This is a genomic window from Massilia violaceinigra, from assembly GCF_002752675.1.
Classification (GTDB): Bacteria; Pseudomonadota; Gammaproteobacteria; order Burkholderiales; family Burkholderiaceae_D; genus Telluria_A; species Telluria_A violaceinigra.
In genome coordinates, this window is the sequence record NZ_CP024608.1 from 6,999,517 (window position 1) to 7,014,734 (window position 15,218).

Sequence of the window (15,218 nt, forward strand, 5' to 3'; positions counted from 1 at the left end):
CCCTGCGCCTGCTTAGCCGATCATGAACTCCATGGGCGCCATGCCCACCAGTGGCACCAGTGCCCCGGCAGCAGCCGCGCCAACCACGTTGTCGTCGCTCAGGCTGGTGGCGACGACATTCTGCAAGGTCATCAGCGTTTCCGCGCTCAACGGGCCGTCGGCGCCGTCGGCGTCGAAGCGCACCAGGGTCGAGGTACCGCTCTGCACGAACTGCAGCACGCCGGCCGGCGCCGCCAGGCCGCTCACATCGATGCGGTCGCCGCCCGCGCCGGCCGTGAAGTCCGTCACGGTCAGGCTGCCCAGGCGCCCTTCCCCGCGCAGCATGTAGGTGTCGATGCCCGCGCCGCCGCTGGCGTTGACCGCCGTGTTCTCGCCCGCGCCGCGCGTGAAGATGATGGTGTCGGCCTCGTCGCCGCCGTAGGCCACCACGCGCCCCGCCAGCGCCTGCTGCGTGCCGCGAATGTCAATGATGTCGGCCCCGCGCCCGCCGAACAGGCCGCTGTAGCCCCCGCCCGTCACTTTGAGCAGGTCGTTGCCGTTGCCGCCGTTGAGCTGCGCGTCGCCGCTGCCGCCGTCAAGGGTGTCGTCGCCCGCGCCGCCGTCGAGCACGTCGGCGCCCGCGTCGGCATACAGCGCGTCGTTGCCGCTGCCGCCATTGACGACATCGTCGCCGGCGCCACCGCGCAGGACGTCGTTGCCGTCGCCGCCAGTCAGGCCGTCATTGCCGGCGCCGCCGTCGAGGCTATCGTCGCCGATGCCGGCGCGCAGGATGTCGGCGCCGTCCCCGCCGCCCAGCGTGTCGTTGCCCGCGCCGCCGTCAAGCGTGTCGTCGCCCAGGCCGCCCTGCAGCAGGTCGAGGCCGTTCGCGCCCTGGAGCACATCCTGATCGGCGCCGCCGTCGAGCGCGTCGTTGCCCTCGCCGCCCAGCAGGGTGTCGGCGCCGGCCTCGCCCAGCAGCTTGTCGTTGTCGTCCTCGCCTTCCAGCAGGTCGTTGCCCGCGCCGCCGACCAGCGTATCGTTATGACGGTCGCCCCTGAGCACATCGTTGCCCTGGAAACCGTTCAGCACATCGTCGCCCTGCCCACCGTCGAGCACATCGTTGCTGCGCCCGCCGTCAATTCGCTCGTCGTAGTGCAGGCCGTCCAGCTTGATGCCCACCTCGGAGCCATCCGGATTCATGCCGCCGGCCACATGGTTGGCGCTGAGCTGGGATGGCAGGATGTTGCTGAGGGTGAGAATGGTGCGGAAGCTGGCGGCGCTGCCGGCGGCGCCGTCCTCGTCGAGCTGGAACACGGTATCGTTGCCGCTCTGGAGCACGCGCAGGTAGCCGAGCGCGCCGAACGGATTGCTGACGTAGTTGGCGGCCACCTGGGGCACCAGCGCGTCGAGGTCGATCACGTCGTTGCGGTAGCCGAGATGGAAGTCGCCGATGACCACGCGCTCGGCGTGCGCCCCGGCCCCGAACACAAAGGTGTCCAGGCTCTCGCCGCCGCTCGCCAGCACGCTTTGCGTGGCCAGTCCGGGGCCGAAAGTGAGGATGTCGTCGCCCCAGCCGCCGGACATGACGACGGTGCCGTCCGCGGCGCTGCCCTTGAGCTCGGCTGTCAGCTGGTCGTCGCTGCCGCCGCCGAACAGCGTATCGTTGGCGCCGCCGGTCAGGGTGTCGTCGCCGTCGCCGCCGTCGACCTTGTCGCTGCCGCTGCCGGTGGTGAGGATGGTGTCGGTGCCGAAGCCGCCGCTCAGCACGTTGTTGCCCTGGACATCGGTGAGAATGTCGTTATCCTGGTCGCCGCTCAGGTGGTCGTCGCCGGCGCCGCCGGTCAGGGTGTCGTTGCCGTTGCCGCCGGAAACGGTGTCGTTGCCGTCGTCGCCCCCGGCCACGTCGGCGCCCGCGCCGCCGTAGACGCTGTCGTTGCCGGCGCCGCCGCCGAGCACGTCGCCGGCGCCGCTCTCATCGCCCCCTTCGACCAGATCGTTGCCGCCGCCGCCGAGCAGCGTGTCGCTGCCGCCCAGGCCGATGAGGTGCTCGGCCCGCGTATCGCCGCTGATGCTGTCGGCGCCCTCGGTGCCGGTCAGCACGCGGCTGAAAAAGGCGGCCGAGGGATCGTAGCCCAGCTTGAAACTGGCGCTGGTCAGGCTGGTGGCCGTCACGTTGCGCAAGGTCATCACGTCGTGCATGGTGTAGGTGCTGCCGGCCACGCCGTCGGCGTCGTAGCCGATCACGGTGTCCAGGCCGCGCTGGCTCAGGCTCAGGTAGCGGTCGGCGCCGAATGGGTTGCCGCTGTAGTCACTTGCGACGTTCAGCATGTACAGGTCGATCAGGTCGCCGCCTGCGCCAATCGAAAAATCGGTGACGGCCACGTCCGACGTGTCGGCCGCGCTCGAGTACATGAAAAGATAAAAGGTGTCGCGCCCGCTGCCACCGGTCGCGTTCAGCCTGACATCTGGTCCGCCCGGGGAAATCGAAAACAGGTCGTCGCCGGCGCCGCCCGACAGCGTCATGCTGCCCCACTTTTTGGTGCCGTAACTGTTGTCGATACGCAGCAGATCATTGCCGTCGCCACCGTCCAGAACATTGTCCCCGCCCGATTCGACCGTGAGCGTGTCGTGGCCAGCGCCGCCGATCATGATATTGCTGCCCTCGCCGCCCCCCATGTGGTCGTCGCCGCTGCCGCCTTCGAGCCGGTCGTCGCCCGCTTCGCCGAACAGCATGTCGGCGCCGTCGCCGCCGAGCACGGTATCGTTGCCGGCCCCGGACTGGATGGTGTCGCTGCCGCCGTTGCCTTCGTAGCGGTCGTTCAGGCCGGAACCGTAGAGATCGTCGTCGCGGCCGTCGCCGATGATGGTTTCGCCCTCGTCGAAGTAGGCGGGCAATGCATTGCCGGTCCAGATATTGTCAGCCGTGACCGACTGCGCCGCCACGCCTTCGAGCCGCAGCACGCTCTTGAAGGCCGCCGCGCTGCCCTGGGCGCCGTCGGCATCGAACTGGAGCACCGTGTCGGCGCCTTCCTGCACCAGTTTCAGGTAGCCGCGCTCGTTTGAAAACGGGTCGCCCAGCGACAGGTCGATGCCGGCCAGCAGATGGTGGACATCGATATGGTCGCCGTTCGCGCCGGCGGCGAAATCGGTCACCACGTAGCCGCTGCCGGTGCTCTCGCGTTCGAGCAGGTACACGTCGCGCCCGGCGCCGCCGGTCACGCGGGCCTTGCCGCCCTGGTTCTGGAAGGCGATGCTGAACAGGTCGCTGCCATCGCCGCCGTCGGCCAGCGCCGTGGCGGCCGCCTCGCCCGGGCGCGCGCGGATGGTGATGCGGTCGGCGCCGGCGCCGCCGAGGTAGGTATCCTGGCCGTCGCCGCTCAGGAAGTCGCCGTCGGCGCCGCCATCGAGCACGCTGTTGCCGCCGCCTTCGGACAGCAGCTTGTCGAAGCCGGCGCCGCCCTGCATCAGGTTGTTGCCTTCGTAATCGAACAGCGTATCGTGGCCGCTACCGCCTTGCAGAGTATCGTTGCCCAGTTCGCCCTTGAGGGTATCGTTGCCGGCGCCGCCGTTCTGCAGGTCATGGCCGGCGTTGCCGGTCAACGCGTCGTTGGCCCTGCCCCCGTTGATGGTGTCGTTGCCGTCGCCGCCGTACATGGCATCCCCGCCCGCGCGCGCGCCGTCGTCGGGGTCGCCACTCTCGATGAGGTCGTCGCCGCCGGCGCCGAACATCTTGTCCTCGCCGCCGTTGCCCGAGATGGTGTCGTTGAGCTCGGCGCCCCACAGCGATTCATCGCCGCCTGAACCCTGCAGGTTCTGACCCACGCCGGCCAGCATGGCGCGGGTTCCCGCTTGCTGGGAGCTTGGGGTCGTGTGGTCGGCGTTGCGCTGCTTGTCGGCGTAGGAGGTGGTCATGTCGGTCCCGGGAATGATGGTCGGTTGAATTGCCAGGGAATATGCTCATCACATAAACAAACTGGCAACATTTTCAACCTAGATCATGCCCGTGCACGATAGGGATGTACAGAAGGTAAAATTAAACAATATGTAACAATATATGACAACGGCGGCAACAGCGATTACGCCGCGCCGCCGCTGTCATTGCAGCAGGCTTAGGCGACGAAGGCTGCGCCGTCTGTTGCGCCGTCTGTCACGCCGACCAGTTCCAGCGCTACCATGGCCGTGGTGGCCGGCGTCTCGGTGTAGACAATATTGGCTTTCAGGCTGGCCGGCGTGACGTTCTCCAGTGTCGCCAGCACGTAGCCCGTATCGGCGCCCGCCTTGCCGTCACGGTCGAGCGCGATGACGGTCGAGGTGCCGTTCTTGACCAAGAGCAGCACGCCGGCGGCGTACGGGTCGGTGGCCCGCATCGCGGCGGTGAACAGGTCGCTGACATCGACGCGGTCGCCGCCAAGCCCCACCACGAAATCCTTGATCGTCAGGGTGCCCAGGCGGCCGGCGCCGCTCAGTTCATAGGTATCGACGCCCTCGCCGCCGGTGGCGGTGATGGCGGTGTTGCCGGTATTGCGCACGACCTTGATGGTGTCGTCGCCAAGCCCGCCGCCGGCCACCACGCGCCACGGCGTGGGGGACAGTTCCGAATCGATCTGCAGCACGTCGCGCCCGCTGCCGCCGAACAGGCCGTGGTTGCCGCTGCCCTGGACCCGCAGCATGTCGTCGCCGCTGCCGCCATTGATCTGCATGTCGCCATTGGCGCCGTGCACGGTATCGTTGCCGGCGCCGCCGTCGGCCACATGGTCGCCGCCATTCATCGTGACATCGTCGTTGCCGCTGCCGCCGGAAAGGATGTCCTTGCCGCCAGCGGCGTGGAGCACATCGTCGCCGTCGCCGCCGTACAACTGGTCGTCGCCGCTGGTGTCGCTCAGGCGGTCGTTGCCGGTGCCGCCAAGCAGCACGTCATCGTCCTTGCCGCCAGTGATCGTGTCGTCGCCGGCGCCGCCATCGGCGCGGTCGACGCCGACGCCGCCGTCCAGGTAATCGTTGCCGTCGTCGCCCCGCAGAAGATCGTCGCCGCCCTTGCCGTGCAGGGTGTCCTGGCCGGCGGCGCCGGCGATGGTGTCGGCGCTCCCGCCGCCGGACAGTTTGTCGTCGGCGCTGGTACCCGTGAGCACCAGCGGGGGCAGCGCACCGTCCGGATCGAGGCCACGGCCAAAATTGTGCGCGCTAACCTGGTTCGCCTGTACGTCCTTGAGGGTGGCGACGGTCCGGAAGTCGAAGCCGTCGCCAACGCCGTCCCCATCCCACTGGAACAGGGTGTCGGCACCGCTCTGCACCAGGCGCAGGTAGCCTGCGCGGAACGGGTCGGCTGTACCTGGCGGGACGTAGACCAGATCGAAATCGAGGATATCGCCGCCAGCGCCAGCCTGGAAATCGGTCACGCTCACCTGTTGCCGATGGCCGCCACCGTCAAAGAGGATGGTGTCGCGCCCGTTGCCGCCGGTTACCCGGTACTTGTCCTGCGGCGCGCCCGGGCTGAACTTGATCATGTCGTCGCCGTCGCCGCCCAGCACGATGGTGTCGGCGATGCCTTTCTCGAACCGCAACTCGATGAGATCGTTGCCGCTGCCGCCGTCGAGCGTATCTTTGCCGCTGCCGCCAGTCAGTGTATCGGCGCCGCTGCCGCCCTCCATCAGGTCGGTGCCCGGGAACATGGCGCTCAGCTTGTCGTTGCCCGCGCCCCCACGCAGAATATTGTCGCCGCCGAAAAAGGTGCTCTCGTATCTGCCCCAGTCGTAGTCCGACAAGACGTCGTCGCCGTCGCCGCCATCGAGGGTATCGTTGCCTTCGTCGCCGTCGAGATAATCGTCACCGGCGCCGCCGGAGAGCGCGTCATGCTGCTCGCCACCATACAACTCGTCGTTGCCGTCGCCGCCGTCCAGCGCATCGTTGCCGATCGCGCCGAACAGGTCGTCGTCGCCCCCGCCACCGAGCAGGGTATCGTTGCCATTGCCGCCGCTGAGCTCGTCTCCGGCGCCGATCTCATCGCCGCCGTCGAGAAGGTCGTCCTCCCAGCCGCCATTGAGGTAGTCTCGCATGCTACCGCCGAGCAAGGTATCGTTGCCGTGCCCGCCGAACAGGGTGTCGCGGCCGTCGTCGCTGCGGATATGATCGTTGCCGCCGAGGCCTTCGATCAGATCGTTGTGCGCGGTGCCGACGAGGGTGTCGTTGCCCTCGGTGCCGACAAGGTAGACAGGCTCATCGTTGGTGGATGGGATCGATTCAAACGTGACGCGCCTGGCATCGAGGGAGGGGGATCGCGGTACGGGAATTGAGCGGAGCATATTATTCCTTGTGGTAGATGGACAAGGACACTGCCGTCCGTCGGACGGCAGTGTCCAGTTTGAAATCATGGCGCCGCGCGGCAATCTTGCCAATCCATCTTAAAAAAATGCAGCAGATTGCGCGCGCGCCACGCGCCGATGTTTAGCCGATGTTTAGCCGATGTTTAGCCGAGCTGCATGTCGACCGGTGCCAGACCGACCAGCTCAATCGCCGCTGCGGAAGTAGCCGGCGTCTCGGTGTAGACAATATGGGCTTTCACGCTCGCTGGCGTGGTGTTCTCCAGGGTCGCCAGCACATAGCCCGTCTCGGCGCCCGCCTTGCCGTCACGGTCGAGCGTGATCACGGTCGAGCTGCCGTTCTTGACCAAGAGCAGCACACCGGCCTCGTACGGGTCGGTGGCCCGCATCGCGGCGGTGAACAGATCGCTGACATCGAAGCGGTCGCCGCCCGCGCCGACCATGAAATCCTTGATCGTCAGGGTGCCCAGGCGTCCTGCGCCGCTCAGTTCATAGGTATCGACGCCCTCGCCGCCGGTGGCGTTGACCTGGATGTTGGCGGCGTTGCGCAGTAGCTTGATGGTGTCGTCGCCAGCCCCGCCGCCGGCCACCACACTGCTGGACGTGAGGTACACGTCCGAGACAATGTTCAGCACGTCGCGCCCGCTGCCGCCGAACAGGCCGCTGTTGCCGGGGCCATAGTACGTCAGCACGTCGTCGCCGCTGCCGCCGTTGAGCTGAATATTATAGCCATCCGTGGCAACCAAGGTGTCGTTGCCGGCGCCGCCGTCGGCCACCTGGGTGCCGTAAGTCATCGTGAGCGTGTCGTTGCCGTTGCCGCCCGAATAGCTGCCGCCGCCGTAGCGCCCTTCCAGCACGTCGTCGCCGTCGCCGCCGTAGACCTGATCTACCTCCCCGCCACCGTCGCTCAGATGGTCGTTGCCGGCGCCACCGAACAGCTCGTCGCTGCCGTTACCACCGACGATGGTATCGTGCCCGGCGCCGCCGTCGACGCGGTCGCTGCCTTCGCCGCCGTTCATGGCATCGTTGCCGTCATCACCCCGCATGACATCGTTACCGCCGTTGCCTTGCAGGGTATCCTGGCCGGCGCCGCCGATGATGGTGTCGTTGATCTGGCTGCCGGCCAGCTTGTCGTTGCCGCTGGTGCCGGTCTGTACCATCGTGGTGGGCGAACCGTCCGGATTGAAGCCGAAGATGATATTTTGCGCGCCGATCTGGCTCGCCTGCACGTCCTTGAGGGTGGCCAGCGTACGGAAGCTGTATTCGGTGCCGGCGGCGCCGTCCGCATCGAACTGGTACAGGGTATCGGCGCCGCTCTGCACCAGGCGCAGGTAGCCGGCGCTGCCGAACGGATTGCTGTTCTCTTTCTGCTCAAAGCGCGCGTCGAGCAGATCGCCGCCGGGGCCGGCCTGGAAATCGGTCACGATGACCTTCTCGTAGCTATCCGCGGCGTCGGTGAAGACGATGGTGTCGCGCCCGCTGCCGCCGGTGACCAGGAAATTTTCCGCGGACATGCCCCCTGCGACCGCGATGGTGTCGTCGCCGTCACCGCCCAGCACGATCGTGTCGGAGACGAAGTCGTAGGTGTTATAGGTGCTCATCTCGAACCAGTCGTTGCCGCTGCCGCCGTCGAGCGTATCGCTGCCGTTGCCGCCGACCAGGGTATCGTCGCCGCTGCCGCCATCGAGCAGGTCGCCGTACCGGCCATCGATCCTCAGCAAGTCGTTGCCGGCGCCGCCGTACACGGTATTTCTGCCGGCGTCGTAGTCGAGGTCGCCGCCGCCGGAGCCGTCGTTCAGGTCGTCGTCGCCGTCGCCGCCGTCAATCGTATCGTTGCCTTCCCCGCCGACGAGTGTATCGTTGCCGTTGCCGCCGTCCAGCAAGTCGGCTTCGCGCTCGCCGTACAGATTGTCGTCGCCAGCGCCGCCCTTCAGGGTGTCCTTGCCCAAGCCGCCGGCGATCCAGTCGCCGGCACCGGTTTCGTCGCCGCCCTCGATGTAGTCGTTACCGTAGCCGCCGTGCACGACATCGCGTCCGCCGAGGCCGTAAATCTGATCGTCGGTACTGCTGCCCTCGAGGGTGTCGTTGCCCTCCGTGCCGGTCACGACGCTCAGGCCGTGCGGATCGATGTTGCCGTCGATGTGGGCCCTGGTCAGGCTGGCCGCATTCACGCCAGCGAGCACCAGCGCCGTCTCGAAGCCGTAGACAGTGCCGGCCGCGCCGTCGGCGTCGCGCTGGAGCAGCGTGTCCGCGCCTTGCTGCACCAAGCGCAGGATGCCCACCTTGCCGAAGGGATTGACGCCTTGCGGCACGGAAGAGGGGATCATGTAGTCCACGTTGACGCGGTCGCCCCCGGCACCGGTATCGAAGTCGGCGATGCTCAGGCGCGGGCTGCCCTTCCCTTCCAGGGCGAACACATCGCTGCCGGCGTCGCCGTACAGGACGACGTTGGCCAGGGCATTTCGGTCGGACCCTGAGACGCCGAGACGGTCATCGGCCGCGCCGCCATGGGCCACGGTCGTCACCGGCGTCGCCGCCGTGGATAAAACGACGTAGATCTTGTCATAGCCCTCGCCGCCATCAATGGTGTTGTTGCCGCTGGTTTCAAACAGGCGCACCTCATCGTTGCCTTGGCCGAGGAGGACGGTATTGCCGCCCTTGTACGCAGAAACCCTGTCGTCGCCATCGCCGCCATCGAGGAGATTGTTGCCCGTGCCCCCCCACAGCCAATCGTTGCCAGCGCCGCCGAGCACGGTGTCGTTGCTGCCGCTCGCCTCGATGGCGTCATCGCCGCCCAAGCCCTCGATCAGGTCAACCTCCTCGGTGCCGTACAGTTGGTCGTCGCCCTCGGTGCCGACGATGCGGACCGGCGCATCGGTGGCGGACGGGATCGATGCAGGCGCGACGCGCCTGGCGTCAAGCGATGAGGATGGCGCTACGGGAAAAAAGCGGGTCATGATATTCCTTGAGGTAGATGATGGAGGACACTGTCGTCCGTCGAACGGCAGTGTCCAGTTTGATATCGTGGCGCCACGCGCCGATGTTTAGCCGAGCTGCATGTCGACCGGTGCCAGGCCCACCAGTTCGACCGCCGCCGCGCCAGTGGCCGGCGTCTCGGTGTAGACAACATTGGCTTTCACGCTCGCCGGCGTGACGTTCTCCAGGGTCGCCAGCACGTAGCCCGTGTCCGGGCCCGCCTTGCCGTCACGGTCGAGCGCGATCACGGTCGAGCTGCCGTTCTTGACCAGCAGCAGCACGCCGGCGGCGTACGGGTCGGTGGCCCGCATCGCGGCGGTGAACAGGTCGCTGACATCGAAGCGGTCGCCGCCCGCGCCGACCATGAAATCCTTGATCGTCAGGGTGCCCAGCCGTCCTGCGCCGCTCAGTTCATAGGTATCGCCCCCCTCGCCGCCGGTGGCGGTGATGGCGGTATTGCCGGTATTGCGCACGACCTTGATGATGTCGTCGCCAAGCCCGCCGCCGGCCACCACGCGCCACGGCGTGGCGGACAGTTCCGAATTGATGTTCAGCACGTCGCGCCCGCTGCCGCCGAACAGGCCGCTGTTGCCGGGGCCGTAGTACGTCAGCACGTCGTCGCCGCTGCCGCCGTTGAGCTGAATATTATTGCCATCACTGGCGGTCAAGGTGTCGTTGCCGGCGCCGCCGTCGGCCACCTGGGCCCCGTAAGTCATCGTGAGCGTGTCGTTGCCGTTGCCGCCCGAATAGCTGCCGCCGCCGTAGCGGCCTTCCAGCACGTCGTCGCCGTCGCCGCCGTAGATCTGATCGTCGTCCGAGCCACCGTCGCTCAGATGGTCGTTGCCGGCGCCTCCAAACAGCTCGTCGCCGTCGCCCCCCCCGGCGATGGTATCGTTCCCGGCGCCACCTTCGAGGCGGTCGGTACCGTCGCCGCCTTTCATGGCATCGTTGCCGTCATCACCGCGCATGACATCGTTACCGCCGTTGCCTTCCAGGGTATCCTGGCCGGCGCCGCCGATGATGATGTCGTCGATCTGGCTGCCGACCAGCTTGTCATTCCCGCTGGTACCCGTCAGCACCACCGTGCCGGGCGAACCGTCCGGGTTGAAGCCGAAGGCGATATTCTGCGCGCCGATCTGGCTAGCCTGCACGCCCTCGAGGGTGGCCAGCGTACGGAAGCTGTATTCGGTGCCGGCGGCGCCGTCCTCATCGAACTGGTACAGGGTATCGGCGCCGCTCTGCACCAGGCGCAGGTAGCCGGCGCTGCCGAACGGATTGCCGTTCTCGTTCTGTTTAAAGCGCGCGTCGAGCACGTCGCCGCCGGGGCCGGTCTGGAAATCGGTCACGATCACGTTCTGGTAGGACCGGCCGGCCTCGATGAACGTGATGGTGTCGCGCCCGCTGCCGCCTGTGACCCGGAACGTTTCGTGGGAATAGCCCCCTTCGAACCCGATGGTGTCGTCGCCGTCACCGCCCAGCACGATCTTGTCGGAGATGCGCTCGTCATAATCGTTCAGGTAGAACACGTCGTTGCCGCTGCCGCCGTCGAGCGTATCCTGGCCGGTGCCGCCGTACAGGCTGTCGTCGCCGCTGCCGCCATCGATCACGTCGCCATACTCGCCATGGATATCGAGCACGTCGTTGCCGGCGCCGCCGCGCGCGATATTTCTGCCGCTGTCGTACTCGATGTCGCTGCTGTAGCCGTCGCTCACGTTGTCGTCGCCGTCGCCGCCGTCGAGCGTATCGTCGCCTTCCCCGCCGACGAGCGAATCGTTGCCGCTGCCGCCTTCCAGCAAGTCCTTCTCGCGCATGCCGTACAGCGTGTCGTCGCCCCCGCCGCCGATCAGCGTGTCACCGTCCAAGCCGCCGTCGATCCAGTCGCCGGCACCGATTTCATCGCCGCCCTCGATGTAGTCGCGCCCCCGGCCGCCGTGCACGACATCGCGTCCGCCGAGGCTGTAAATCTGATCGTCGGTACTGCTGCCCTCGAGGGTGTCGTTGCCCGCCGTGCCGGTCAGCTCGCTCACGCCGTTCGGATCGAAGTTGCCGTCGATGTGAGCCCTGGTCAGGCTGGCCACATTCACGCCGGCGAGCACCATCGCCGTCACGAAGCCATGTGCCGTGCCGGCCGCGCCGTCGGTGTCGCGCTGGAGCAGCGTGTCGGCGCCTTGCTGGACCAAGCGCAGGATGCCCACCTTGCCGAAGGGATTGGCCGATTGCGACGGGTAGCCGGTGATCATGTAGTCCACGTTGAGGCGGTCGCCCCCGGCACCGATATCGAAGTCGGCGACCGTCAGGTTCGGGCTACCCACATTGGCCACGGAGAACACATCGCTGCCGGCGTCGCCGTAAAAGACGATGTTGGCCAGGCCAGTTGAGCTGGGCCCCGAGACTTCGAGAAGGTCATTGCCGGTGCCGCCATGGGCCACGGTGGTGACCGCCGTGTCTGCCCGGGATAAACTGATGTAGATCTTGTCATCGCCCTCGCCGCCCTCAAGGGTGTTGTTGCCGCTGGTTTCAAACAGGCGCATGCCATCGTTGCCTCGGCCGAGGATGACGGTATTGCCGCCCTTATACGCAGAGATCCAGTCGTCGCCATCGCCGGCATCGAGGACATTGTTGCCCGTGCCCCCCCACAGCCAATCGTTGCCAGCGCCGCCGAGCACGGTGTCGTTGCTGCCGCTTGCACTGATGGCGTCATCGCCGCCGAGGCCCTCGATCAGGTCAACCTCCTCGGTGCCGGACAGTTCGTCGTCGCCCTCGGTGCCGACGATGTGGACCGGCGCATCGGTGGCGGACGGGATCGACGCAGGCGCGACGCGCCTGGCGTCCAGCGATGAGGATGGCGCTACGGGAAAAAAGCGGGTCATGATATTCCTAGAGGTAAATGGACGAGGACACTGGCGTCCAGCGGACGGCAGTTTTCAGTTTGCTATCATGGCGCCGCGCGGCAATCTTGTCCATATATCTACTTTAAAGAAAATGTAACAGATTGCGCGCGCGCCACGCGCCGATGTTTAGCCGAGCTGCATGTCGGCCGGGGCCAGGCCCACCAGTTCGACCGCCGCCGGGGTGGCCGCCGGCTCGGTGTGGACAATATGGGCTTTCAGGCTGGCCGGCGTGGCGTTTTCCACGGTCGCCAGCACGTAGGCCGTATCGGCGCCCGCCTTGCCGTCACGGTCGAGCACGATCAGGGTCGAGGCGCCGCGCTTGACCAGCAGCAGCACGCCGGCCTCGTACGGGTCGCCGGCCCGCATCGATGCACTGAACAGGTCGCTGACATCGAAGCGGTCGCCGCCCGCGCCGACCGTGAAATCCTTGATCGTCAAGGTGCCCAGCCGTCCGATTCCGCTCAGTTCATAGGTATCGGCGCCCTCGCCGCCGGTGGCGGTGACCTCGGTGTTGCCGGTCTCGCGCACCAGCTTGATGGTGTCGTCGCCGGTACCGCCGCTGGCCACCACGCGGCCGGGTGTGGCGGACAGGTCCGAGACGATGTGCAGCACGTCGCGCCCGCTGCCGCCGAACAGGCCGTGATTGCCGATGCCGTCGATCGACAGCACGTCGTCGCCGCTACCGCCGTTGAGCTGCATGTTGCCATTCTCGCCAGTCACGGTGTCGTTGCCGGCGCCGCCGTCCGCCACGTGGTCGCCGTAGTACACCGTGATCTTGTCGTTGCCGTTGCCGCCTGAAAGGATGTCGCTGCCGTGGCCGAGATACAGCACGTCGTCGCCATCGCCGCCGTGGACCTGATCGTCCCCGTGAGCGTCGGTCACGTAGTCGTTGCCGGCGCCACCGAACAGCGCATCGTTGCCGCCACCGCCTTCCAGCGTGTCGTTACCGGCACCACCATCGACGCGGTCGGCGCCCGTGCCGCCGTTCAGGGCGTCGTTGCCATCGTCGCCGCGCATGACATCGTCACCGCTGTTGCCTTCCAGCGTATCCTGGCCGGCGCCGCCGATGATGGTGTCGTCGATCGGGCTGCCGACCAGCTTGTCGTTCCCGCTGGTACCCGTGAGCACCACCGTGCCGGGCGAACCGTCCGGGTTGAAGCCGAAAGTGATATTCTGCGCGCCGATCTGGCTTGCCTGCACGCCCTTGAGGGTGGCCAACGTACGGAAGCCGTGGATGCTGCCGGCGGCGCCGTCCTCATCGAACTGGTACAGGGTGTCGGCGCCGCTTTGCACCAGGCGCAGGAAGCCGGCGCTGCCGAAGGGATTGCCGCTCCCTTCCTGATAAAAGCGCATGTCGAGCAGGTCGCCGCCGGCGCCGGCCTGGAAGTCGGTCACGCTCACCTGCTCCTCGTGCCCGCCGCCGATGAACGCGATGGTGTCGCGCCCGCTGCCGCCGGTGACCCGGATCGTGTCCTGGGCCCGGCCCGACTGGAACGCGATGGTGTCGTCGCCGTCGCCGCCCAGCACGGCCGTGTCGGCGATCGCGTTCTGGGCTATTACCTCGAGATGGTCGTTGCCGCTGCCGCCATCGAGCGTATCCTGGCCGCTGCCGCCGTACAGGGAATCGTCGCCGCTGCCGCCATCGAGCAGGTCGCCGCCCGTGCCATGGATGCCCAGCACGTCGTTGCCGGCGCCGCCGCGCGCGATATTGGTGCCGCCGTCGAAGTAGCCGTCGCTGGTCCAGACATAGTCGGTGAGGTTGTCGTCGCCCTCGCCGCCGTCGAGGCTATCGTCGCCTTGCGCGCCGACGAGCGAATCGTTGCCGGCGCCGCCGGACAGCGTATCGCCGTGTTCGCCGCCATTGAGGCTGTCGTTGCCGCCGCCGCCTTCCAGCAGGTCGTTGCCTTCCATACCGTACAGCGCGTCGTCGCCCGCGCCGCCGTTCAGGGTGTCCTGGCCCCAGTCGCCATAGAGCCGGTCGCCGGGACCGGTTTCGTCGCCGCCCTCGAGATAGTCGTTACCGTCGGCGCCGCGCAGGACATCGCGCCCACCGAGGCCGTACATCTGATCGTCGCGCCTGCTGCCGTCGAGGGTGTCGTCGCCCGCCGTGCCGCTCACGACCTGGCCTTCGCTCAGGCCGCTCGGATCGAAGTTGCCGTCGATGTGGGCGCTGGTCAGGCTGGCCGCGTTCACGCCGGACAGCACCAGCGCCGTCTCGAAGCCATACGCCGTGCCGGCCGCGCCGTCGGCGTCACGCTGCAGCAGCGTGTCCGCGCCTTGCTGGACCAGGCGCAGGACGCCCGCCTTGCCGAAGGGATTGTAGGTGCCCATGTTCGGGACCAGGTAGTCCACGTTGAGGCGGTCGCCGCCGGCGCCGGTATCGAAGTCGGCGACCGTCAGGTTGGCGCTGCCATCAATCAGGGAGAACAGATCGCTGCCGGCGTCGCCGTACAAGACGACCTTGGTCAGGGAAGCGTCGAACACCCTGGCGATGAAAGCGTCATCGCCGGCGCCGCCATGGGCCACGGTCGCCGCCGGCGTGTCTCCCGCAACGAAATCGACGTCGATCTGGTCATTGCCCTCGCCGCCATCAATGCTGTTGTTGCCGGCGGTTTCAATACGGATGCTATCGGCGCCGCGGCCGCCGAGGACCGTATTGTCGCCCGCGTAGGCAGCGATCCAGTCGTCGCCATCGCCGCCATCGAGGTAATCGTTGCCGCCGGAGCCTCTGAGCCCATCGTTGCCAGTGCCGCCCAGCACGGTATCGTTGCCGCCAGTGGTCTCGACGCTGTCATCGCCGCCGGCGCCCTCGATCAGTTCATCGGCGGCGGTGCCGTACAGTTCGTCGTCGCCCTCGGTGCCGATGATGTGGACAGGCGCACTTGTGGCGGACGGGATCGCTTCAAACGCGACGCGCCTGGCATCGAGGGAGGGAGATGGGGGTACGGGGACAAAACGGGTCATGAGATTCCTTGAGGCGGATAGAAGAGGACACTGCCGTCCGTCGGACGGCAGTTTTCAGTTTGCTATCATGGCGCCGCGCGGCAATCTTGTC

General features: G+C 67.2%; 5 protein-coding genes. All 5 read right to left on the reverse strand.

Going from position 1 to position 15,218, the window contains the following annotated elements; translation table 11 throughout:
- Positions 1–12: 12 nt before the first annotated feature.
- Entirely contained in the window at positions 13–3,891 is a 3,879-nt protein-coding gene (locus CR152_RS34760; protein WP_099881228.1) for a calcium-binding protein, read from the reverse strand.
- Positions 3,892–4,088: 197 nt separating this feature from the next.
- Complete coding sequence (locus CR152_RS30335) at positions 4,089–6,278, reverse strand: calcium-binding protein (protein ID WP_099881230.1); 2,190 nt, start codon at positions 6,276–6,278, stop codon at positions 4,089–4,091.
- 164 nt (positions 6,279–6,442) lie between these two features.
- Positions 6,443–9,253 (reverse strand): calcium-binding protein, encoded by a 2,811-nt coding sequence (locus tag CR152_RS30340; RefSeq protein ID WP_099881232.1) that lies wholly within the window; start codon positions 9,251–9,253, stop codon positions 6,443–6,445.
- 87 nt (positions 9,254–9,340) lie between these two features.
- The gene (locus CR152_RS30345) at positions 9,341–12,142 is read right to left on the reverse strand and encodes a calcium-binding protein (RefSeq protein ID WP_099881234.1); all 2,802 of its coding nucleotides are present in this window, start codon (positions 12,140–12,142) and stop codon (positions 9,341–9,343) included.
- 147 nt (positions 12,143–12,289) lie between these two features.
- Complete coding sequence (locus tag CR152_RS33485) at positions 12,290–15,127, reverse strand: calcium-binding protein (protein WP_157778844.1); 2,838 nt, start codon at positions 15,125–15,127, stop codon at positions 12,290–12,292.
- Between the last annotated feature and the right edge of the window lie 91 nt (positions 15,128–15,218).